This is a genomic window from Sporosarcina sp. Y1009 (genome assembly GCF_057669865.1).
Genome location: NZ_JBYHFO010000021.1, coordinates 16,376 through 41,974 on the forward strand (window position 1 = coordinate 16,376; position 25,599 = coordinate 41,974).

The 25,599-nt window shown below is 38.7% G+C and carries 15 protein-coding genes; 9 read left to right on the forward strand and 6 right to left on the reverse strand.

All coding sequences use genetic code 11. From position 1 onward, the window contains the following. The first annotated feature begins 12 nt into the window (after positions 1-12). From AC25Y1_RS17505 to AC25Y1_RS17535, 7 genes are all read left to right on the forward strand, one after another. Positions 13-774 (forward strand): FliA/WhiG family RNA polymerase sigma factor, encoded by a 762-nt coding sequence (locus AC25Y1_RS17505; protein ID WP_488149289.1) that lies wholly within the window; start codon positions 13-15, stop codon positions 772-774. Positions 775-793: 19 nt separating this feature from the next. After that, positions 794-1,186, forward strand: coding sequence for a DUF6115 domain-containing protein (locus AC25Y1_RS17510; RefSeq protein ID WP_488149290.1), 393 nt, complete (start codon positions 794-796; stop codon positions 1,184-1,186). A gap of 589 nt (positions 1,187-1,775) precedes the next feature. Continuing rightward, positions 1,776-2,171, forward strand: coding sequence for a nuclease-related domain-containing protein (locus AC25Y1_RS17515; protein WP_488149291.1), 396 nt, complete (start codon positions 1,776-1,778; stop codon positions 2,169-2,171). 26 nt (positions 2,172-2,197) lie between these two features. Continuing rightward, entirely contained in the window at positions 2,198-2,719 is a 522-nt protein-coding gene (locus AC25Y1_RS17520; protein ID WP_488149292.1) for a hypothetical protein, read from the forward strand. Between the two features lie 167 nt (positions 2,720-2,886). After that, the gene (locus tag AC25Y1_RS17525; RefSeq protein WP_488149293.1) at positions 2,887-4,083 is read left to right on the forward strand and encodes an aminotransferase class I/II-fold pyridoxal phosphate-dependent enzyme; all 1,197 of its coding nucleotides are present in this window, start codon (positions 2,887-2,889) and stop codon (positions 4,081-4,083) included. A gap of 827 nt (positions 4,084-4,910) precedes the next feature. After that, complete coding sequence (locus AC25Y1_RS17530) at positions 4,911-10,553, forward strand: S8 family serine peptidase (RefSeq protein ID WP_488149294.1); 5,643 nt, start codon at positions 4,911-4,913, stop codon at positions 10,551-10,553. Between the two features lie 362 nt (positions 10,554-10,915). Continuing rightward, positions 10,916-11,599, forward strand: coding sequence for an N-acetylmuramoyl-L-alanine amidase (locus AC25Y1_RS17535; protein WP_488149295.1), 684 nt, complete (start codon positions 10,916-10,918; stop codon positions 11,597-11,599). A 143-nt stretch (positions 11,600-11,742) separates the two neighbouring features. On the opposite strand, the gene AC25Y1_RS17540 is transcribed toward AC25Y1_RS17535, so the two are convergent. The 6 genes from AC25Y1_RS17540 to AC25Y1_RS17565 all read right to left on the reverse strand — a co-directional run bounded on the left by AC25Y1_RS17540 (position 11,743) and on the right by AC25Y1_RS17565 (position 21,125). After that, positions 11,743-12,810: a C40 family peptidase gene (locus AC25Y1_RS17540; protein ID WP_488149296.1), complete on the reverse strand. Its 1,068-nt coding sequence runs from the start codon at positions 12,808-12,810 to the stop codon at positions 11,743-11,745. A gap of 119 nt (positions 12,811-12,929) precedes the next feature. Further along, positions 12,930-14,036, reverse strand: a complete 1,107-nt coding sequence (locus AC25Y1_RS17545) for a CapA family protein (RefSeq protein WP_488149297.1) — start codon at positions 14,034-14,036, stop codon at positions 12,930-12,932. 1 nt (position 14,037) lies between these two features. Further along, the gene (locus AC25Y1_RS17550; RefSeq protein WP_488149311.1) at positions 14,038-15,192 is read right to left on the reverse strand and encodes a CDP-glycerol glycerophosphotransferase family protein; all 1,155 of its coding nucleotides are present in this window, start codon (positions 15,190-15,192) and stop codon (positions 14,038-14,040) included. Between the two features lie 296 nt (positions 15,193-15,488). Then, positions 15,489-17,594: an N-acetylmuramoyl-L-alanine amidase gene (locus tag AC25Y1_RS17555; RefSeq protein ID WP_488149298.1), complete on the reverse strand. Its 2,106-nt coding sequence runs from the start codon at positions 17,592-17,594 to the stop codon at positions 15,489-15,491. Positions 17,595-17,625: 31 nt separating this feature from the next. Next, positions 17,626-18,807, reverse strand: a complete 1,182-nt coding sequence (locus AC25Y1_RS17560) for an O-antigen ligase family protein (RefSeq protein WP_488149299.1) — start codon at positions 18,805-18,807, stop codon at positions 17,626-17,628. 194 nt (positions 18,808-19,001) lie between these two features. Beyond that, on the reverse strand, positions 19,002-21,125 hold the full coding sequence (locus AC25Y1_RS17565) for a bifunctional glycosyltransferase/CDP-glycerol:glycerophosphate glycerophosphotransferase (RefSeq protein WP_488149300.1): 2,124 nt from the start codon (positions 21,123-21,125) through the stop codon (positions 19,002-19,004). A gap of 243 nt (positions 21,126-21,368) precedes the next feature. Here AC25Y1_RS17565 and AC25Y1_RS17570 point away from each other — a divergent pair, with 243 nt between their 5' ends. Both AC25Y1_RS17570 and AC25Y1_RS17575 read left to right on the forward strand, forming a co-directional pair. Further along, the gene (locus AC25Y1_RS17570; RefSeq protein WP_488149301.1) at positions 21,369-24,302 is read left to right on the forward strand and encodes a CDP-glycerol glycerophosphotransferase family protein; all 2,934 of its coding nucleotides are present in this window, start codon (positions 21,369-21,371) and stop codon (positions 24,300-24,302) included. A 71-nt stretch (positions 24,303-24,373) separates the two neighbouring features. Continuing rightward, on the forward strand, positions 24,374-25,423 hold the full coding sequence (locus AC25Y1_RS17575; RefSeq protein WP_488149302.1) for an acyltransferase family protein: 1,050 nt from the start codon (positions 24,374-24,376) through the stop codon (positions 25,421-25,423). Positions 25,424-25,599: the final 176 nt, after the last annotated feature.

Below are 25,599 nucleotides of genomic sequence, written 5' to 3' on the forward strand. Positions count from 1 at the left end.
TGGTGAAACACATTGACGAAGAAAGAACTAACTCACTGGAAAGATTGGCAACAACAACAAGATGCAGAATCAGGCGATTACTTAGTCGAAAAGTATTTGCCACTCGTAGATTTTGTTGTCCAAAGATTTATGATCAGCTTGCCAAAATCAGTCGATAAAGATGACATACGCAGCCTTGGATTAGAAGGACTGCTTGATGCATTGGAAAAATTCGATTTAGCAAGAGACATAAAGTTTGAGACGTATGCATCCTGGCGCATTAAAGGCGCAATCATCGACGGACTCCGAAAATTCGACTGGCTACCTCGTTCCGTTCGACAACAAGTGAAAAAAATCGAAGAAGCTTATAAGGTTTTAGAACAAGAAAAGAACCGAGCCGTCACCGATAAGGAAGTTAGTGAACATTTAGGCATTACAACATCAGAATTGAACAAAACAGTTTCCGAAGCCGCATTGTCGACAATGATTTCAATCGACCAAACCGTCCAAGATGACAGTGGGCAAGTTGCATTAAGCAACCTCATCGAAAATGACCTAGCTGAATCGCCAGAAAAAAAGCTTATGGAACAGGTATTGAAAGAAACCTTAGCAAACGCAATCGAACGATTACCCGAAAACGAAAAAATAACCGTCTCCCTCTGCTATTTCGAGGAGCTAACCTTAACAGAAATTGCCGAAGTGCTGGATCTAAGTGTTTCGCGCATTTCTCAACTCCATTCAAAAGCGATGCTTCGTTTACGAGCAGCCATCGTCTCGGTTCATGACAATTACTAAGCTAAGAAGGTGACCCCTATTGGAATGGATTTTAATCGGAATCACACTAGTACTCCTAGTCGCCACATTAATCAGCTTGCTTCAAATGAAAAAAATCAAAGAACAATCCTACCGCATGATCAACGAATTTGTCGGCCACATGGAACAAGAACACGACGAACTTTATCGTAAAGTAGTGGTTTATATGAAAGAAAAAGAGGCCGAACTGAATGAGAAAGTACAAAGCCTAGAACAACAGCTGAACGCGAATGAAGTAAGCACGACAGCGGAAGAAACAAGCACAAATGACCAAATCACGCAAATGTATAAACAAGGCTTCTCCACCAACCAAATCGCCAAACTACTCCAAGCCAGCCAGGGGGAAGTTGAGCTCGTTATTAATATGTATAAAAAGAGTAAGGGGATTCAGTAGGGGAGGGGTGGTACCAGGTTTTGGTTGAAACGTTCCCTGGTTGGTGGTTGAGCGTTCCCTAGTTAGTTAAAAACGTTCCCAAGTTGGGGTGAACGTTCCCCAGTTTGTCTGCAGCGTTCCTAAGTTGGTGACGAACGTTCCCAAGTTAGTCAAAAGCGTTCCCCGGTTGGAGCTAACGTTCCCAAGTTGGTGGTGAACGTTCCCAAGTTTGTCAAAAGCGTTCCCTGGTTGGCGCTAGCGTTCCCAGGTTAATCTGAAACGTTCCCCAGTTGATGGCGAACGTTCCCCAGTTTGTCAAAAGCGTTCCCTGGTTAGCGCTAGCGTTCCCAGGTTAATCTGAAACGTTCCCCAGTTAGGCTAAACCGCCCCCCAGTTACCCAATAACGACCCCGAGTACCTCAAGGTTCATACCGCACTACCCCCCCAACATAAGCAGGCGGCCCTTAATAATTCTGCTACTAATTCCCCCCAAAATATCATTGCATATTTAGAAAATACTTGGTATTCTTATATAGGTAAGTGAAGATTCAGTTAAATGGGAGGGATATAAATATACACGAAATGCCGGCCACCAGAAGAACTTATTCTCTTGCAACGTTTACTTGTAAGGCTTCCCGAAAACCACTCACAGCACAAAACAATCAGTGAAAAATTGTACCAAATAAAAGCCGGATATTCCGGTGAAGCGGACATCGATCGAATTCTGCCGGAAATTGGTCTCCCCCAAGATGTCATCGTTTTAAAGGGCTTAACATTAGAAATCCTCCCCAATTTCTTTGCCCAACTCGACACCCTAATTCTAACTCGAAAACGTATTATTCTATTGGAAATTAAAAATATGCTGGTACTGTTATTTTTGATATTGACGCTGGCAAAACCATTAAAATTTCTCCGAATGGTGAAAATGAAAAATATGACTGCATTCTTCATCAACTTGATCGAGCTGCCCACGGAATTAAAAGTTGGCTCGAAAAACGGCAAATAACAATTCCAATAGAACCTATCCTTGTTATGGCCAATCAGCGAACAATAATAGATGAAATGCCAAAATCCTTCACAGTAAAATTCGGCAAACAATTGCCGAAATATATTCGCGAATTGCCAAATACTCCAGACATCCTTACACAGCAAGAAATTAGCAATCTAGCCAATCGATTCAAAAACAGTCAAATTCATTGGAAACGAAAGACTGCATGCGAACTATATAACATTCCTCCAGAGGATTTGGAAATCGGGGTACTTTGCCTCAATTGTCATACCAAAATGAAAACCATACCGGGCCGTACATGGAATTGCAAACCATGTGGAAAAACAAGCAATGCAGCAATTGGACAAGCAGTTGCCGATTGGTTTCTTCTGATCAGCCCAACACTTACGAATAAACAACTTAGATACTTTCTTGAATTAAAAACGAACAAAGCAGCCAGCAAGATATTCAATAAGCTTTCCTTAAAGCGGACTGGAAAACCACCAAGAACAATATATACATGGAATTATAAAATGCCCTTATATAAACAACAATTAAAGAAATAGATTTATCAAACCAGACCAGACCGTCTAGTTTACTAGACGGCATTCTTATGGGCATTTCTCGAAAGAACGAAACATCCCGCCAAAAACACCGGAAAATAAACTATTCCATTCATATGAATTATTCTGTAAACTATACTAAAGAAGACGATTAAAAAGGGGGAAATGTATTGACGTTATCAGTTAGCACGCGGATTCAGGCGATTGAATTGTCTGGGATCCGTAGAGTCGCGAATTTACTTGTCGATTACCCGAATGCGATTAACCTAACCATTGGTCAACCCGATTTTACAACACCAGAATTGATTAAAGATGCAGGCGTTCAAGCAATCCGAAGTGACAAAACCACGTACACGCAAAATGCGGGCGTCTTGGAACTGCGTCAAGCTGTTAGTCAGTATTTCAAAAACAAGTACGGATTCACCTACAATCCGCTCACTGAAATTTGTGTGACGGCTGGGGCAAGTGGGGCGATGGATGCAACATTTCGGACAATCCTAAACAAAGGAGACGAAATAATTATACCCGCACCCATTTTTTCCGGTTATGATCCATTAATTTCACTTACTGGGGCGAAGGCTGTCTATTTGGATACGACAACAACGAATTTTATTCCTGACCCTAAAAAACTTGAAGCGCTCATTACACCGAAAACAAAAGCAGTCGTATTTAGTTTCCCGTCAAACCCAACAGGCGTTATAATTCCGAAGCCAACGATGGATGCACTTGTCGAGGTCCTCACGAGACATGAAATCTTCATCGTTTCTGACGAGATCTATAGTGAAAATACATTTGAAGGTGAACATATTTCATTCGCCCAATACCCAGAACTTAAGGAAAAACTGTTCCTGATCCACGGGCTATCAAAATCACACGCAATGACAGGCTGGAGAGTCGGCTTTCTGCTTACCGCCGAGAAATGGATGAAACATGCGGTAAAAGTCCATGCGCATAATACACTTTGCGTCAACGGGCCCGCACAATTTGCGGCCATTACCGCATTGACGAAATGCCAAGACACACCGAAATCGATGAACGAGGCATACATGAAAAGGAGAGACCTCGTCTATCATCGATTGAGCTCAATGGGACTTGAAACTGTTAAACCGAACGGGGCATTTTATATTTTCCCGTCGATTAAAGAATTCAACATGACTTCCGAACAATTTGCACTCACATTGCTAAAAGAAGCAGGTATAGCCGTGGTTCCAGGCAGCGCATTTACACCACTGGGTGAAGGTTATATCAGAATCTCATATGCCTATGCCTACGACCAACTCGAAATCGCAATGGATCGTCTAGAATTTTGGATTATAAATTGGCGGAAAAATGAGCGTCATATCGTACCAGATCCAGCATTAACATAAAGCAGAAAATCATCATTTTTCAACCTGTCAATTTACGTAATAATCACAAGAAACGAACAGTTACTTCCGCTAAAACACTAATTCACCAAATAATTATTTCCCGAAAATTCATATCGTTACAGATAGTAAAGTACTAGACACCTTATGAGAACTAAGACATTATAGAAAGAATAGTATAAAGGTGTCAGCTTACTACCTTTTCAAAAATTGAAAACCAAGGAAAGACCTCATTTTAGAGGTCTTTTTTATTGTCGATAAACTCAGAAAACTTTATGCCTATACATGCCATAAATAGTAATAATACAACGTCCTTTAGACTACTAATGATTAAAATAACGCTTAAAAACAAAAATTCAGAATGATTCGTATAGTACTTTTAACTAAAAAGACAGATAATACCTAAAGATTCTTGCAATAAAAGTCGAATCCATAGCCTTTAAATACTGATTTGTTTAAATAGTCAACAAATTGTATTGACTAATTAAAAATACTATCTTAAGCTACAAGTGGTTATAGAACAGCTATTTCGAGAAAGGGAGGGGAAATAAATAGCACGTAATAAAATGTAGAAAGGAGGCAAATTAGCAACTGTGAAATTTGATCAAACAAAACTAGAAAGTAGCATAAAATTGACCGACACCTAGAGAACCTTACGAGCAAAGCAGCTTAGGATTTTAGGTGTTTTTATATGCGATTTTCTAATCACACACACCCACTAACATTCAATGCTAACGATCTCACTAACAGACTTACTTTAATGCTATCAAAACTCGTAACAGAAACTATAGTAATAAAGGGAGGAAACTGTATTGGGGAACAGGAGACGAATGCAGAAAAGAGCGTTTAGTATATTCGCTACTTTTCTAATGGTACTTTCATTGATAACACCTGGATTTGCTCATGCAAACACAAACGCATCAGCAACCAGTGGGAAATTGCATCAATCTGTAAATGAAACGCAAGCAACTGCAAAAGAAAAAATGGGCAGTCGTATACTAGGGGAATTCGAAAAACAAGAAAAAATCACCTTTCTTGTAAAGTTTAAAGAGAAGTCAGATTCAGCAAAAGTTGCAAATGATGCTCGAGCAAATGCCGGAAAGAATAACTTGTCCGCGCAAGATGCGAAATTTCAACAGCGTTCAGCTGTCGTTTCGGATCTGAAATCCGTTTCAATTGAATCACAACAAGGCGTTGTTGAGTATTTAGAAGGCGAGATGGCGAGCGGAACTGTGGATGAATTCAATTCATACTTCATCGTCAACGGAATGGCAGTAACAGCAACAAAAGAAGTTGCAGAGAAAATTGCAGCTTTTGCGGAAGTTGAAAAAATCTTACCAAACGAAGAACGTCAATTACACGAAGCGGTTGTAAAAGCTGATGAAGTTGCACCACAATCAGAACTTGCAAACGTAGAATGGAACGTCGACCGAGTAAATGCACCTGCAGCTTGGGCGCTCGGAATTGACGGTTCAGGGACTGTAGTTGCTAGTCTAGACACAGGTGTTCAATGGGATCACCCAGCATTAAAAGAAAAATACCGTGGATATGACGCGAGCACCGGCTCGGTAAATCACGAGTATAGCTGGTATGATGCGTCAACTGGACGAGCAGCTGCGTTTGATGACAATGGACATGGGACACATGTAACCGGAACAATGGTGGGGAGCGAACCAAATGGAGCAAACCAGGTCGGGGTAGCACCTGGCGCTAAATGGATCGCAACAAAAGTATTTAATGCAGCAGGTAGTACAACCGATGCGGTTTTATTAAACGCAGCACAATGGATTATTGCTCCAGGTGGCGATGTAAACATGGCTCCAGATGTTGTTAACAACTCATGGGGCGGCGGACCAGGTCTTGACGAATGGTATCGCGACGCGGTTAGGGCTTGGAGAGCGGCAGAAATTTTCCCTGAGTTTTCGGCTGGGAATACAAGGGTGGGGAATCCTGGTGGACCGGGATCAGTAGCTGTACCGGCTAACTATCCTGAATCATTTGCTACAGGTGCAACTGATATAAATAATCAGGTTGCCGGCTTCTCATTAAGAGGACCTTCTCCTTATGGTGAGATTAAACCGGATATTTCAGCACCAGGCGTAAATATTCGTTCAAGTGTACCAGGTAGCGGATATGAAGGCGGTTGGAACGGAACTTCAATGTCAGGTCCAGCTGTAGCAGGGGTAGCGGCGTTATTACGTCAAGTAAATGCTACAATACCTGTTGATGAAATGGAACAAATTTTGATGAATACAGCAACTCCTTTAACAGATTCCCAACATCCTGAAACGCCAAACCACGCATACGGATATGGGCTTGTCGATGCGTATGAAGCAGTATCTTCAATTCTAGACGGGCTGGGAACGTTACAAGGACAAGTTATGGTTGACGGTGAAGATGCAGAAGCACCGACATTCGAGCATAGTGCACCAGTAGAAACATACGCAGGCATGGATTTGGATCTATCCATCTTTGTCAGCGATAACATTAGTGTGACTAGCGTTCAACTGATGTACAAAGCTGGTGACGATTGGACAACTGTCGATGCCACGCGCAAGTCAGGTGACTTTAAGTCAGGTGATTACGCGGTAACGATTCCAGGCGATGATATCGCGACTCCTTCACTCACGTACAAATGGGTGATTAATGACTATGGAAACAACACAGTTGAAAGTGATGCGTATGTAGTCGAAGTTAAATCGGGAATTACAACAGGCTATTTTGAAAACTTTGATGCAAGTTACGCACCAGTTGGTTGGTATTCTTCTGGAGCAAATGATGCATGGGAGTGGGGCGCACCTACAAGTGGTCCAGGTGAAGCTTATTCCGGTGAAAATGTTTACGCAACAAACCTTGCTGGCCTTTACAATAGCAGCATGAATGCAACACTTGTTATGCCTCCAGTTGATCTTGATGAAGGACCTTCCTTCTTGCAGTTCAAGCACTGGCATAACTTCGAAGAATCATCAGCAGGAAGAGCTTGGGATTACGGTCATGTGAGAGTTTCTACAGATGGTGAAAATTGGACAGACCTACAAATGTTCCAAGGTATCTCAGATGGTTGGTTAACAACTGAAATTGACCTGTCGGAATATAGTGGACGTGTCTACCTTGGTTTCCACACATTCTCTGACGGAAGTGCAAACAGAGATGGTTGGTATATTGACGATGTAGGCCTAACGGAAAGATCGCAATATAGCGATGACGAAGAAGCGCCAGTCATCAGCCATACTGCACCACTTGAAGTCTATTCTGAAATGGACTTAGTGCTGAATGCAGATGTATCGGATAACTTAAGAATTTCTTATGTAAATCTTAATTATCAAGATACCAATGGAGATTGGCAAGAAGTTCAAGCGACACAAGCTTCCGGAAACGATTTAGCTGGAACATTTAGTGCAACAATTCCAGGAGATCAAGTGACGGGAGAATCAGTCACTTACTACTTTGAAACAAGTGATTATGGTGAAAACGTCGTAACGACTGAAGAGTATACAGTCGAAGTGAAACCAGGGGTTGGTATTGGGTACTTCGAAGACTTTGAAGGCTCAACAACAGGCTGGTATTCATTCGGAGCTAACGACACTTGGGAAATGGGTGTTCCAACATCCGGTCCAAACGGTGCAGCATCCGGTGAAAATGTTTATGCAACAAATCTAACAGGCACTTACCTTTCTAACATGAACGCGACACTTGTCATGCCTGCAATCGATTTACCTGCAGGGGATGCATACCTGAATTTCAAGAGCTGGCATAACTTTGAGCAATCTACGTCAGGTACAGCTTGGGATTACGGTCACGTCGTGATTTCTACAGATCAGGAAAACTGGACGCAACTACAAAAATTCCAAGGGGTAACAACGGATTGGATGGATGTAGAAATTGATATCTCGGCTTATAGCGATCAACGCGTTTACATCGGTTTCAACGGATACTCCGATGGAAGCGTTGTAAGAGACGGCTGGTATATTGATGATGTCGGACTGTCAAGCACACCAAACCACTCAGCATCTATCAATAATGTGATTAAAACAGCTGAGAATAAATTAGGAATTGAAAAAGGTGTTATCGGAAAAGACAAAATATCTATTGGTAAAGGGGAAGCAGCAGCACCAACAGCACTTCCAATTCGCGCACAAGTAAGTGTCCTCGAAAATGGAAGATCGGTTTATACAAATCCGGCTGATGGTTCCTATAAACTGACACTCCCAGTTGGAGATTTTACAGTTGAAGCAGGAGCTTACGGATACGAAACAAAACAACAAACAGTTTCAATCGCAGACGGTGAAGAGACACTCGCTAATTTCACATTAGATGAGCTGGACCAAGGCACTGTCACTGGTCAAGTTACAAACGTTGAAACAGGAAACGCAATCAGCGGAGCAACACTTTTATTAATCGAAGATGCAAATATTCAACCAGTCGAAACAGATGAAAACGGAAACTTCTCACTCACGGCGTATGATGGAACGTATACGCTAAAAGTAATGGCGCTTAATTTCCATAGCCAAGAAGTTGAAGTCACGATCGGTTCAGACCCAATTGAAGTCAATCTAGAACTCGATCCGTATTACACGTATCCAGGCGGCGAAATCGGCTATGACGATGGAACAGCTGAAAACGCACGTGCTTTCTACGATGCAGGAAACGGATGGGCAGTTAAGATGTCTCTGCCTGAAGGAAGAGATTCCGGTATTGTTACGGACGGCGTATTCCGCTTCTGGGATACAGAATGGCCAGTACCAGGTGGAACTGAATTTGCAGTAGAAGTTTGGAGCGCGGGTTCTGACGGCATGCCAGGACAGAAACTTGCAGGTCCAGTTGACGGCACAGCATTACGTGACGGCACGTGGACATCGGTGAACCTGAGAGATCATAACATCGTAGTCGATGGCGATTTCTACATGGTTTACATTCAAACGAGAGCAAACCCGAACACACCAGGTCTTGCAACAGATGAAGACAGTCCGAACGCAAACCGCAGCTATCAATATGTTGCGGGATCGTGGACAGCTGCACCTGTTGTTGAAGGAAACTATATGATTCGTGCACGCGTAGATTATGAAATTACGAAACCAGTCATTACAACGCCTGGTGCGAATTATATGACGAACGAAGAAGCAGTAACAATTGAAGGGGAAGCATCTCCAACAACAACAATTCAGTTGAACAACAACGGCGAAGAAGTCGCTACAGCTGAAATTGGGGACGACGGTGCATTCTCATTCGACACAACATTAACAGAGGGTGCTAACGAGTTTGTTGCGACAACAGTAGTTAACGGAGATTCAGCTGGCTCATCAGATCCGGTTACAATCACGCTGGATACGATTAAACCAACACTCTCAATCAGTAGCCCGTCAGACGGAGATGTAACAAACCGTGAAACAGTCACTGTTCAAGGGACATCGTCAGACGAAAATCTAAACTATGTAGAAGTAAATGGTTCGAGAGTAGATGTTAACGAAGGACATTACTCGAAACGCATTCTACTCGACGAAGGTGCTAACGAAATCACAGTAGTCGCTTATGACTATGCTGGAAACACAGAAACGAAAACCGTTACTGTAACAGCAAACTGGAACGCACCAACAATTGAGAATCTACTACCATCGACCGATCAAACAGTAAATGCGGGCGATGAAATAGAGATTTCATTCACAAGTGATGTAGAAGGCGGCACAGCTAGCTTCTCTGTAGAAATGCCATTACTATCGAGTTTGCAGTCTGCAACAAGCTTGCCGATTGAAGAAGTATCTCCAGGCGTTTACAGCACAACATGGGTAGTTCCAAACGTTACTGTTGAAGGAGCAGTCATTGTTGTTTCGCTTACAGACGCATCTGGGAATACAACTAGACAGGAAGCAGATGGTAAAATTACTGTCGAAGAAATTGACAATGCCAATGAAGGCGATGTTGGTTGGTTCTATAAAGACGGTAAAACGTATTATCTAGATTCAAACGGGGAGAAGGTAAAAGGTTGGTATGAAATTAGATCTAATTGGTACTATTTCAACAACCAAGGCGAAATGCAAACAGGAATGGTGAAAGTGCAAGGGGATACCTATTATCTAGGCGATGACGGTGTAAGACAAGTCGGCTGGGTAGATTATGAGTCCAATAGGTATTACTTTAACATTCATAACGGAGTCATGGAAACGGGCTGGATTTTCGATGACGGAAATGCGTACTACGCCGATAACAAAGGTGTCATGCAAACAGGTATGCTTACGATCAAAGGGGATACCTACTACTTTGCGGATGACGGCGTAAGACAAACAGGCTGGGTAGATTATGAATCGAAAAGATATTTCTTTAATCCACACAATGGCGTTATGCAAACCGGTTGGATTTTCGATAGTGGAAACACTTATTACGCCGATAACAAAGGCGTCATGCAAACCGGGTGGATCAAGATTAAAGGGACAATGTATCATTTCGATGAAAATGGTGTGTTAATCGGAACAGCATAATACACAAAGGGAGAGACTACGCCAAAGCGGCGTAGTCTCTTTTTAATATTATTGGAGTGGGAAACGACCAAAGCCGCCACTCAAACAACTAAACCCACAACAAAAATGACCCATAGACGGCTACCCGTCCATGAGTCTCCATAACTTCTAAAAAAATAACTCGCAACCTAAAAAATCGCTTATAACTATGCTGAGTTCTAGTGAAATCTTGTCTAGTTTCCATGCTACGTTGTATAGTAAATGTTAATTGTGATTTTAGCTACCTAGACTGCTGGTGAACTTTTACAGTGTGTGAAAATTTGTTACTACAACCTAATTTATACTTATGTTAAAACAGTTACTAGAAAGGACTAATACATAAAATGAAAATAAGGTCATGTACTGTTTTAATCACATTGTTATTAACCATGATGGGCTGCTCGGATGAGGTAGCAAAAAGTAAAGAGGTAGAAGAAATCACCTCTCCACCTCAAATAATAATGGAAACGAGCATTCCTACGATTACTCTCCTTCTCCCACAGAAAAATTCTGAAGAGAGAATCACACCAATCACGCATGTCGTTATTCACTCTACTAGCAATGCCGCTGGAAAACCTATTGACCCTTATAACTCATTAGATGTTCATAAGATATTCAACGATTACGATGTTTCTGCCCATTATATGATAGGAAGAGAAGGGGAAATTTATCTCCTAGTACCGGAGAATCGAATTGCATATCACGCGGGTAAAGGTAATTTAAGGCACTATCCATATTATGTAGATGAGCTAAATAAGTATTCAATTGGAATTGAAATGATGGCGATTGGTACAAAGGAAGAAATGAGCTCGATTATACCTGTTTCCCACTATGAATCAATTCCTCAGGCTCATATTGGATTTACTGAATCGCAGTACCAATCTCTACATAACTTAATCAATGATATAGTAGAAAGATACCCAACTGTAGAGTATGACAGAGAACATATAGTTGGTCACGATGAATATGCACCAACTCGGAAATCTGATCCGGGCTCTTTATTCGACTGGTCTAAAATCGGATTTTAAATGGTTTGAAAGATCTGCACCTACAATTTAAGGTGTAGATCTTTTTACGCTTACGCGAAAGTCGATCCCCAAACAACCAAACCCACCCAACAAAAAAAGCCCACAGACGGCTTCCCGTCCATGAACCCATAACCATCAAAAATTTACTTCGCAACCTCATATAAACGTTTATAACTATCAAACTTAGATTTCCAGTAACTATCATTTACATTATTAATCGTAACCCCGCTTGAACCCGCGTGGATGAAGTTCCCATCTCCTAAATAAACACCCATATGAGAGATGCCAGATCGATATGTATTTTTGAAAAATACGATATCCCCAGGTTGTGGCGTGTCGATATAAAACGATCTGTTGAAATAACCAGTCGTATTTGTACGTGACATAGAAACGCCAGCTTTATTATAAACGTAGTGGATGAAACCACTGCAGTCAAAGCCGCTTGTCGTTTGTCCGCCCCAAACATATGGAATCCCTTTTAGTGATTGAGCTGTTGACACTACGTTCGCGTAAACATCAATACCAGAATTCGCAGGTGGTTTAGGATTTGCAACTTTATCAGGTGCAGCATTACTATTTAATTTAAGTTTCTGACCGACATAGATTATATGTGATGTAATGTTGTTTGTTTTCATAATCTCACTAATCGGTACACCAAAACGTGCACTAATATGTGAAAGTGTATCGCCACTCACAACTGTATACGTCGTAGTTCCAGTTGCAGGTGTTTGCGGTTTAGCAGGTTCTTTTGGTGCTGATGTCGGTGGTTGAGGTGCACTTGTAACTTTATCCACCTTTAAAACTTGTCCAACACTAAGGACATTAACATTCTTAATGTTATTTAAGGATGCCAACTTAGCAACAGTCGTCTTATGGGCAGTAGCAATTGCACCCAGCGTATCTCCTCGTTTTACTGTGTATGTACTGTTTGTAGTCGTAGGGCCAGATGCAGGTGCCGATGGCTTACTTGGTGCACTTACATTCCCAGAGTTTGCGGAGACGACTAGTTTCTGATTTGGGAAGATTAAATCATTACTTAGGTTATTCCATGTTTTAAGATTACTAACTGAAACATTATGATTCGTTGCAATTTTCCACAAAGAATCACCAGATTTTACATTATATTTGTCAGTTGAAGCTTCTGCGTCACCAACAGCGATCATTGTTGCAAGCGCAGTTGTTGCCATCACGGAAAAAACTGTCTTCTTCATTGACGTACCCCCTTATAAAGCTTCCGAAATAAATAGCTATCTTAATTCTACCTCAATAGGAAGATATTACAAGAAGAGAAAGATTACAATTATATTACAGTGCGACTAGATTCGACGATTTACTCCGAAAACAGTGTCGCATTCATATGTTCAACGACCCAATCATTTGAAACAATCTTTTGATTTTCGACTGCTTTGAGTGGTACAACACGAGAAATACCGTTCGCATCTTTCACAACAGCGGTCGGAAGAAAAGAGGGCTCACTCACCGTAATTGGAGATGCCGTGTTCGATTCATCTTTAATAATCGTTAATCGAGCAATGCCGCCAATATCCGTATAGTCAAACTTTTGACCAGAAAAGAAATTCCCCAGCGAATAGAATACATGCGTGGAATTGCCATTTTCACCTTCTAGTAAATCAAACGGCTGCAACACATGAGGATGATGGCCAAAAATAATATCGCCGCCCGCATCCGCTATTCCCTGCGCCCAATCCTTTTGTGTTTGGTTTGGCGCGAGCTCATACTCATTTCCCCAATGCATAGAAACAACTACTACATCGACCAATTCTTTCAATGCCTTTACTTCGCGTGTGATACGCTCCGGATCAATTCGCGCCACCAAATAATCTTTCCCGTCAGGCGTCGGAATCCCATTGGTCCCATACGTATACGCTAAAAAACCGAGTGTTATCTCATTGACCGTCATAATTCGTGGTTCTTCTTGATCTTCGAATGACAAATAAGCTCCGACATACGGCATGTCATAAGACTTTATATTTTCAATCGCCGCCAATGTCCCTTTTTCACCGCGATCCAACGTATGGTTATTCGCAATGGACACCATATCTACACCGACATCCTGTAAACCTTTGATAATATGCGCCGGGCTATTAAAAGCGGGATACCCACTATAATTGAAAATATCCCCAGCAGGCATAGACTCTTGATTGGCCAATAAAAAATCAATAGATTCCATCGATGCCTTGACTTCCGCAAACGAATACCCATAATCTTCATACGTATAAAGCGGATTATGCAACAAAATATCCCCAATCATCCCAATTGTCAATGATACAGGCGGAGAGGGCGGCGTATTGTAAACAACATCCGACGCCTCAATCTCAGAAAAATCATCTGGTACGATAACCTCTTCTTTTTCTGTAAATGAGCAACCAGCTAGAAACAGAGAGAATAGAACAGGAAATAATATAAGTTTTTTCATGTTATGGCTTCCTTTCATTCGCGGAATTATTTTTTTTAATAAGTAAATAATCTCCAAGTGCACAAGAGGAATTTCCTTTTGAATAGCGATTCCACTCATTGGAAAATGCTGAGATTTTTTCTATATCAAAATCATCTTTACAAATTAATTCAATAATCTCATCCGTAGAATGGACAATAGGGCCAGGGACGACCTCCTCATAAGAGGACCAAAATCCACTATCTTTCGCATAATCATCCAAGTCGTACGGATAAAAGAGTTGAGGACGATTCAGTAATGCAAACTCATAGGGTATCGATGTATAATCGGAAATCAAATAATCTGTCACTAACAAGAGGTGATTGACATTCGGATAGGCCGATACATCAAGTACGCCACTTATCTGTGTGTCCAAATAATTCATATTGACAGCAGGATGCATGCGTATTAGCACCATAAATTCAGGTCCGATTGACGATGTCAACTTCTCAATTTCGAGCCCGATTTCCTGACCATCCAATTCACCACGTCGAAACGTTGGCGCATATAAAATTACTTTTTTCGATTTAATCCCAGGATACGCCTCATAGACGGCATTAATCACGTTAGACTTCGCAACCTCATCAAAGAAAAAGTCAGTACGCGGAATCCCGGTCTTCAAAAACTGTTCATCTTTTAAATTAAAAGCCTTTTTGAAAATAGGTATCATTGAATCGGAGCCGACAACAACCTTGTCGAACCTGGCATATACTTTCTGAAAACGTTTCTGCGCTGACTGCGTTCTATCATAAAATGTTGGGTCTTCCATTCCGAATTTCTTAACTGCACCTGCTGCGTGCCAAAGTTGAATACATTCAACACCCGGCTTGAAATTCATCACACTTAAAAATGCAAAATAATTATCGACAAAAACCTGCTTAGCAGTCGCTAAATGGTAAAGGGTTTTAAGGTAGTTAATTGCATTCAAGTCATCAAATGAAATGATTTTATGAGTGGCCAAATTCAGATGCTCAAACGAATAATTACTTTTTCGAGAATGCAAAATCACTACATCACTTTGCGCATTCCGAAGAACCTCACGCGCTACATAATCAGTGTTATCTCCAAAGCTCGAAACAAAAACATATTTGTTCTGCAAGGGAAAAACCTTAGCAAGGGTGAAGATAGTTTTAGTCACAAATAAATAAATCGCAATCAAAAATTCTTTAAGCAAAAGTACACCCTCTTTAAAAGTAAATTATCGATTAATTATAACAGATTGTGTTGTTTGTAAGGCTTAAATGATGAGGAATTTATAAGAATTTTTTAATACAGAGTAGCTTAGCTGTTAAAGAAATCTTCAATTGATTGGTGTTTAGGAAGCTGATGGCCGCAGGAAAGCGCAGAGCTGGAACGGCTTTTAACTGCGTATATAAGTATATAAAAAGAGTGCTTGAACAATAAATCATTCAAGCACTCCCATATTATTATAAATTACTTAAAATAATCCAACACTCCGTGCATAATTCCCTCGGCAGCGAGTTGTCTATACTTACTTTGCTTCAATTTTTCTGCGTCAGCTGGGTGATCGATAAAACCGACTTCTAGTAACGCACTTGGAATTTTCGTTTCCCGAATGACATGGAAATTACCTTCAGCCACTCTGCGGTAGGAAATGGTCGTTGAACGAACAACATTGTTTTGTAAAGCATGTGCAAGACGAATACTATTTTCCTTTTCATACTTGCCGTACCAGAAAGTCTCGACTCCTCGAGCAACTCCGTTAAATGAATTACCGTGAATACTAATGAATATATCGGCATTTGCGCTATTGGCGACCGCGGCTCGATCTGCCAACTCTACAAAAACGTCCGTCGTGCGCGTCATAACAACATCAAAACCCGCATTCTTCAATAAACTTCTTGTTCGCATAGAAATGTCTAAGTTGAGTTCTTTTTCAACAATGCCAGGGGCTATAGCACCGGGATCAGAACCACCGTGACCTGGATCTAAAACAATTCTCTTTCCGGAAACATTCACGACATGGCTTTTATGAATATAACCCGTTGTTGCTTTACCATTTACATAGACAGTAGCCTGATACCAGTTCTCGCTAAAAGTCCGATAGGTTAACCCTGTTGCAAAGGAATAACTTTTTAAGACATTTGACGAAGTAGTTGCCTTAGAAAAAACATGAGTAGGGCTTTGCATGGCAGCGCCTCTTATTTTCTGTTGATTACCCACGATATTTTCAACATCACTACGTTTGATATATCCAGTTTGGGCTTTACCGTTTATGATAACCCGCGCTTCATACCAGCCAGAAGTAAAGGATTTATAGTGTAAAATATGACCTTGACTATAACTTTTTAAAACTCTTGAATTAGTTGTGGCAGACGCATAGACCTTAGTTGGACTCATGGTTCCAATCCCTTTTAACGAAGCTTGAACAGGGTTAATCGTTTCGACATCGTTGACGCTAATAAAGCCAGTCCGAGCTTGTCCATTCACATAGACTGTTGCTTGATACCAAGCATTATTAAACGTTCGATACGAAAGAATATGGCCCTGTGAATAAGATTTTAATACTGCCGAACTCGTAGAAGTCGTGCTATATACTGAAACCTGATTAGCGATAGCTAGTCCTTTTAAGGGAACTTGAGTTGGTAATTCAATACTGACATCATTTGTATGAATATAACCAGTCTGTGATTTACCATTAATAATGACTGTCGCTTGATACCACTGTGATGAAAAAGTTCGATAAATAAGTTTAGCGCCGTGATTGTAACTTTTTAACACGCCGCTATTTCGTGTTGCATTTTGATAGACATTTACAGATTGTACAGCTGCATATCCCTCAACACGTTGTTGATCAATTAAAACATCGACATCATTTTTATGTATATAACCAGCACGTGCTTCACCACTTATGTAAACTGTAGCAATATACCAATCAGCGGTATGCGCTCGGAATTGTAAGATATGTCCTTGATTATATGACTTTAATGCAACAGACGTAGTTGACATATCAGCGTAAACTTTTGTCGGTGCATTTAGTGCGACACCCTTAATAATATTCGAAGAAGCTAGCGCATTAACTTCAGCAGATTCATCCTCTACCTGTTGCGCTTTTAATACAGGTATGTCATTTTCCAACACTGGTTCTTCTGGAGTAATGTCTTCTTCAACTTCAATTTCTTCAGGCACAACTTCATCGGGTAAATTCATCTCAGCTCTTTGTTGTATGAACTCACCCACATCTTCCGAATGAACAACGTGAACATTGGAAACAAATCCTGTCAACAAAGATTCAACATCAGAAGAAATGGACAAGTACTCAACCTGTGAATATTCCTCATGTCGCTCAACTAAATCAACAGAAGTTCCTTCTGGAATAGAAATCATCATTTCTTCTAGTTTGAAATCTTCGAACAGTTCAACTTCGTTGCCTTCATCGACAGCAAACAACACAACTTTGGTTTGAGGGGTATCCATTTCGAACCCTTCATTTTCTGCAAACGTGTTAGTAGGGGACAATTGAATAAGTAAAGCGAAAATCATTAGATAAATGCCTATCTTTAGAAATTTTTTCTTCATTTATAAGCCTCCGTCATTTGTATTCCAATGGTTAATAAAAATCCGACTTCGTTTTGTCTGTATTCAACAAGACTTTATTCACAAATAAAGCAATGAAAATCCAGCAGAGCAAAGCAATTATTTCAAACTTATAAATTAAATGACCTTCAAATACTTGTAAAAACAAAATCCCAACAAAATAAGCAAATAACACGCTAAAACGATGGTCGATCGCTTCTTTTTTCACTTTCGTAGCAAAAAACGCAATAGCTAACAGCAGTGCAGACATTAAAAGTAAGCCTACAATACCAGATTGGTAAACTAGTTGAACATAAGCATTATGTAAATAACCATTAAACTCACCGTGCTGAGTATTGTTCCCCAACCCTGTCCAAATGTTGCCAGACTGAAAGACATCATCTAATGATTCGTTCCAAACCCGGTCCCGACCAGAGAAGAACCTTTTCCCTGTATACTTTTCCGTTAAGGTGTTTAGTGTCGTCCCAATAGTCGTCCCTTTCGCTTTCATATAAAACAGCGTAAAGGCTTGTCCACCCAAAATAAGCAGTGCAATAAGAGGAAAGATGAATTTATGTATTTTCTTTGCGATTAAGTAAACGAAAATAACAACTAAAAAAGCGAGCATGGCTGCACGAGATGTTGCGACGATAAAAAGCGCAAAGAGTAAAAATAAAGTGTTGTAGATATTCATTAATCTAAGAGCGATATTCGATTCCTTAAAATTTATCAGACAAAAAAACAACAATAAAAATGCAATGATGCCGTTAGAGTTTGCGTTTGTAAATGCCATATCCGTAATGATTCTCGGCAAAAAGAGAAAATTGACATACAAAAAAACGAAAACAATCGTTGCAGGCATGAACAATATATGATCTTTAAATGTGCTAATGAGAAGGAAGATGATAAAGATAATTGCTAAATAAATCATATACTGAGGCTTCAAAGGGTGGCGTGTCGTAAAGTTAGCAATATAATAGATGAAAAAAACTGCCGTAAGAGATGTGATAATGAACGAGTTCTTGGTCGTGATTAGTGATCGATTAATGATTAAATAGTAAATGAGAACAGATAGTAAAATAATTACGGGGCCGATTAAAGCTTCCTTACTCATGAAGCGAAACGGTGTAAATTGCATTCCCATAATAAGAAGACTCATAAAAATAATTGCATTTAGAATAAGCTTAACTGAATACTTTTGATTTCTTGTAAACATCTTCACCCTCCAATACTTCGCTAGAAAATAAGTTCTGAATCATGTAAATCTTATAAAACAACAATACACTAAAAAAAGCAATTGGTAAATGGCGGGAAATCAACCAAAGCCCAAAGCCAAAATAGTCCCCAAATAAGAAAGGTTAAGGAAAATCGCATGATTTCCTTAACCTTTTCCACTACTATACAAATAACTTATTTAAACACTGCCTTGACGGTGTTCTCTGACGCTTGCCCATCATCCCACATACAAAATCGTTCATAAAAAGAATGATACTTATCCTCGTATTCTTTTTTAACGTCATCAATCGTAGAAATCGCATGAATGACTTCTTCGGTCGTCCGAAGCAATGGGCCTGGTACTTCTTTTTCAATATCAAGATAAAATCCCCTAAGCTTATCTCGATAATTTTCTAAATCATATGTGTAAAATAGTATGGGTCTTTCTAAGTTTGCATAATCGAAAAAGACAGAGGAGTAATCTGTGATTAACAAATCCGAAACCAAGTAAAGTTCGGCAATATCATCATAGCTTGAAAAGTCATACACAAACCCATCATATTCTGCTGTATCCAATTGGTTAGCAATAAAATAATGCATACGGAGCAATACAATATATTCGTCACCAAGCGATGCTTGCAGCTTGACTAACTCAAGCTGCAAAGTGAATTTATATTTCCCGGCCGAAAAGAATTCATCGTCTCGCCAAGTCGGCGCATACAAAACCACTTTTTTATCTAACGGCAGTTTCATACGTGCTTTCAATTTCGAGATATCTTCACGATTATTATGCGTATACAAAATATCATTCCGAGGATATCCAAACTCTAACAATTCTTTTTCATACTTAAATGCGCTGCGGAATATTTCAGAAGAATAAGCGTTTGGTGAACTTAAATAATCCCATCTTCTCGATTGTTTATAAAAGTTCGGTTTATATTCTGGGTCAGCAGAATACACATCCTCCATATCAAAAACCAATTGCTTCAAAGGCGTCCCATGCCAAGTTTGTAAATAGATGTTTCCACTTCTCTTGTCTAATGTAATCGGAAGTCTTGAATTACTTACCCAATACTTAGCGCGTGCAAGGTGATAAAAATATCTTAAACTGAACCGTTTTACTTGAGTAGCATTGCCGGGAATCTTTTTCTTTTCGTTGAAAACCCAAACATAGTCGTAGTCCATCTTATGATTCACCATATACTCGTAAATGTACTTCGGACTATCTGAATAGGATTTACCTAAAAAACTTTCAAAAACGATAGTTTTCTTCTTCATTGGCATTTTTAAAAACACTGAACGATAAAGTTGAATATAAAGTCGTCTTCGTCCTTTTAAAGCTGTTTTAAGATTTCGTAGCCGCTGATGTTTTAGGTTTAGTTTTTTAAAGCGATTCACATTTCCAGATTGGATGATTTTAATTTCCTTTTTTGTTGAAAAAGGACTTGAGTTGACGAGACTAGGATCCAATTCCTTCATTGCGATACTTAACTTTTCGAAAATGATACCTACATTGTTTTTGTTTTTAAAATAAGTGACGAGTGGACCACGATAAAAATCGAGCAATTGACGATCTAAGAACCTAATAATACTTTTATCGTCAGCATATAGGTTTTTTAATGTCTTATTAACGTGTAGGAAATCATGCGTCAAAAACTTCAAATCCATTTGACTGAGAGAAGGGTTCGAAATAGGATCATTCCGTCTTCGTTTAAAATAAACAGATTCTTTTAAATAAGGAACATCTCTAGATAAAGAAAAGGCATGGATTAAAAAAGGCAAATCTGAATATAATTCCACATCTTCAGCGAACTTAATGTGATTATTTTCGACAAATTCTTTTAAGAATAATCGATTTAAAACAGACATGTTTTGGATTAACTTGAATTTATTATCAGAAAAAATGTCTACTTTAATGTCGGTGGCTTCTTGATCAGTATTTTCATCGAGACTGACATCAGCTCTAGTTTCACTACCAGACAGGAAATCGAATTCTTGAATGTTTTCAATGAGTAACTGCAATGTGTTCGATGCCAAAAAGTCATCACTATCCAGGAAATATATATATTTTCCAGTTGACATATCAATGCCATAATTACGTAAAGCACCTACACCGCGCTTGTTAGTGAAGTGAAATGCTTTAATCCGATTATCTATTTTAGCGAACTTATCGATAATTTGTTTACTATTATCCATACTATTATCGTTAAGTAAAAGTAACTCAAAGTCCTGATGTGTTTGTTGTAGAACTGACTGTATACTCTGCTCTAAAAACTCCTCTGTGTTATGGATGGGCATAATAATAGAAATAGCGGGCATGTTGTTTTCTCCTTAAAAAAATTATGTTAAATAAGAATAGCCTTGTAGGGATTACAGAAGGATTACGGGCGAAAAAATATTTTTTATGGTATTCTCTTATGAGTAATAAAAAGTGTGTTAAGTATATCATGAAAATAACCGATTAGGCTAAATGCTAAATGACGGAGAAATGATACTAATAGAATCAAATATATAGCAATGGATGTATATGTAGTCGTATTGGAGAAATTCAGGAGGATGAAAATGAAGCACAGACCAAACATAATGCATAAAGTTAAGAAAGTACTTAGAATCACGAAAAGTAAAATTCGTCATTTTAAAACAGGCAGCGCAAAAGTCACCTCATTAACTTTTAATGATAATTTGATGCAAGTGAAAATATGTGGTCGAGCCGTTAAGAACAGAGATAATAATTACCAATTGATGCTTAAAGATATGGGGAACCCCAATAGGTCTTATAAGTTTCCTTGCAGTTACATTGATGATGGTGATCAGACCTTGATCGCTACCGTTAACTTCTTGGATATGCCTCATTTAATGGAAAAAGATATTAGTAAGTGGAGTTTTTTCATTTCCATTAATAACTTCGAAATCCGTTTGTCTGCTAATGAGTATGTCCAAAAAAACCTTCAAAAACATTCTATCATAGAAGATAATAATGAATTAGCTATAGAGCCATATAGCACTAAATACGGAAATTTAAGCATTACATCAATGATGCTTAATGATTCAACACATGAAATAAGTAGCGCGCTACTGAAATTTACGTCAAAGCGAATTTCCAATTCTGTACAGAGCGTAGTCCATAATTCAACAGGATTTTATATTAAAGGCAAAGCCTCGATTGATGTAGAATTACAGCAGTATTTTTCATTACTGATTAAGAAACGTGGATCGACCCTTCAATATGAATTTCCGATTACATGGCCAGAAAAAAATATATGGCAAGCAACAATAGACATTTCTATACTTGAGTCGTTTAAAGGTATATACGACTACTATTTACTTTTAGCAGACGGCCGAACATTTAGAGTGAAATTGTATGACGATGCAAAAATCGATGAAAATTCGTTATTTCGTAAAACGGAACTAGAATCTAGAGAGTTGGTCAACTATAGAACGAAAAAAGATTCCTTATCTCTTTTATGTAAAATAGCAAATATCACCGTCCAAAGTTTGAACGGTGAGACAATTGACAATCAGGTAATGCTCCATGGAATCATTAATAAGGAAGATTTACCGAAACATGAAAAACAGCGTACGTATCATATGGTGTTCAGACAAAGAAATACGGATGAGATCACGTTAATTCCTGTCAATATGTACGAATCGGAAGATCACCATAACTTGAAATTCCAATTAGATTATCATGAGCTTTTGCCAATTGAACTACAAAATTCACGGTGGGATGCTTATTTACAACTTACGATCAATGAAACAGATCACTTTTTTCGCTTTCAAATCAAAAAAAGTCAGGAAACAGATTCATTGGCGTTTGACACGCGCAAAAAACTTGAAGCTGAATCCCTTTTCCAAATTTTCTTTTACCGAACGATTCATGGACATGTGTCTATCTCTTTAAGTTCCCTTACGATTCAACGGGATTTGACATCTTATCGAATCAAAAACAATAAACTCATCTTAAATGGATATGCCTATTTAGAAGCTATCAATTTTAATGAGGAAAACTCATTGGAGCGTTACTTAGTCATTAGGAATCGTGAAAACGAACTTGAAATAGCCTTACCTTTAAAGAATATACCCACTAAAAAGAAAATGTCGGGTGGGGGATTTGACTATACTTATGCTGGATTTTCTGCAGAGATATCATTAGAACGTATTTGTAGTCTGCAACAAAATGATAAAGATATTCTCGATCTCTACATTCGAGTACATTATAAAAATGAAGTTGCGGAGAGAAAATTAGGCGTAACAAAATATAAATACTATAAAGATGATTATCGTTTAAAGTATTCTTATAAACAAAATAACCAATTTTATAGAAACTATTTAACGCTAACACCGCGTGGCAATATAAAAATTGAGAGTTATGCTTATAACAAAGAAAAAATGAATTATATTCGGTACGGTAAATATCTAGATAGACTGAAAAATAATGGTGAAGATATTTGGATTATCGGTGAACGACCGGATACTGCACAAGACACAGGCTACCATTTCTTCAAATACTGTCGTGAAAAATACCCGAACAAGAAGATTTACTATGCGATTGATGAGAATGCTGCGGATGTTAAAAACATTGAGCAACTGGGCAATGTTCTGTTCTTAGGAACGATGGAACATCTGAGGGTATCCTTACTAGCAAACACATTTATTGGGTCCCATGATTTGGAGTATATCTTACCAGTTAAAAGCTCGGTCATGGATAATTACAAAAGAGGGAAGAGAGTTTTCCTTCAACATGGCGTCCTCGGTAGAAAAAATGTGGAATACCATAAATACTTCTATCTTGATCCATTTCAAATGTTTTGCGTAAGTTCGGAATCAGAAAAAGAATTAGTTACACACGAATTTGGTTATGATGAAGATGAGGTTAAAGTTACCGGACTTTCACGTTTTGACGCGCTACTTAAAGATAATAATGTAGAAAGGTCCATTCTGTTAATCCCGACTTGGCGCGAATGGCTGAATACAGAGGAAGACTTTATGGAATCGGAATACTTCAGCCGCTATAAGGGGCTAATTTCAAACGAAAAACTACTGCATTTGCTAAACAAATATAATGTAAACTTAAATGTGTATCCACATTACCGCATGCAGCAGTTTATCGAACACTTCGAAGCACTAGAAACCGACCGGGTCAGTATTATTGAATTAGGAGAAGAAAATGTACAAGATTTATTAATTGAAAACAAATTGATGATTACAGATTATTCTTCTGTCTCATTTGATTTCAATTACATGTCCAAACCAATTATCTTTTACCATTTCGACTCAGAAACATTCTTTAAACACGGTATTTTAAGACCGATTGAAGAAACCTTTTTAGGTGATATCTGTAAAACTGAAGAAGCCTTAGTGGATTCAATCGAACACTACTTAATAAATGAGTTTGCAGAAAAACAAGAAGTGACCGACAAAAAAAATCTAGTATTCGACCAAATAGACATGTCAAACTGTGAAAGAATATACAACGAGATCATTAGCTTACATTAATGCGCTCAGTATCATTTCTCTGGGTAATATTTTTCATTATCCACAAGAAATTGTAGGGAGAATACAAAAACATGATTAAACCGAAACAACATTTAAATGAAATTAACATAATACGAGCAATTGCTTGTATTTTTGTTGTTGCTACACATGCCATTTCTAATTATTTGAAAAATGTTGATGTGGATTTAACTTCTGATCGATACATTGTGCTTATACGATACGCACTCCTATGTTCCACACCAATTTTTATACTTATTTCAGAAACACTGATTTCGAAAAATTATCCTTCTAAATTACCAAAGGGATTCTTTCTAAAAAGATTGCGCTATATTTTCATTCCTTATGTACTCATAGGGGCAATCGTGAGTTACCGAGCATCCGCAAGAGACTGGAACTCATTTGTAGAAGTATTTACACATAAAGTATTATTTGGATATTGGTATGGATTTTTCGTCTTAGTTATTTTCCAGTTTTATCTATTACACTGGCTAATAGGAAAATACCTTGCGAAAATAAACCCAATTGGTCCCTTGCTCATATCGTTTATTATTTCTTTCGTCCATATCTATTGTTATGTACATATGCCGGAGTATAACGAATTCATTGAAACGAAATTTCCTTTTTGGTATCGGGTCCATCTATTTGCATGGCTATTCTATTTTGTGGCTGCATTTTATATTGGTCAATATTATGATCGGATTTTCACATTTTTGAATAACAAAATTTGGATTCCAGTTGTGGCCTGTATATTATCCTATGGCGTGATGCTTTACGATATTAAATTCAGAGGCTATACGAGAATTTCAAGTGATCGCTACGATATGATGCTATTCGCAGTTTGCGTATTCTTCTTTCTAGTTGTAGTAATACGTAAATTCAATTTCAATAATCGAGCACTAATGATGATAAGTCATTTTTCATTTTTCATTTATTTAACCCATATGATCATCCTGCCGTATTTTGTTAGACTTTCGTTAACGTTTGGGGAAAACTTTTTCAGTTATGTGATTATCATGGTATTCCTAACGATTTCAACATCAATCGGATGGGCTTTTCTGTTTTATCAAACAAAACTAACTCAATTTTTTACAGGTAGAATTAAGTATTTAGACTCTAAATGAAATTGAAGCAAAGTAAATAAGAACTGTGAGCAGGAGTAAAGACACTTACTCCTGTTTTTTTTATTGGGTAAATGAGTATAGTCGAAATATGGCGTGATTTGATAGAAATCTGCAAGTTTCACGAAAGCTCTTTACATATTGATATTTTCTTTCCATAATGAATCTATGAACAGCAA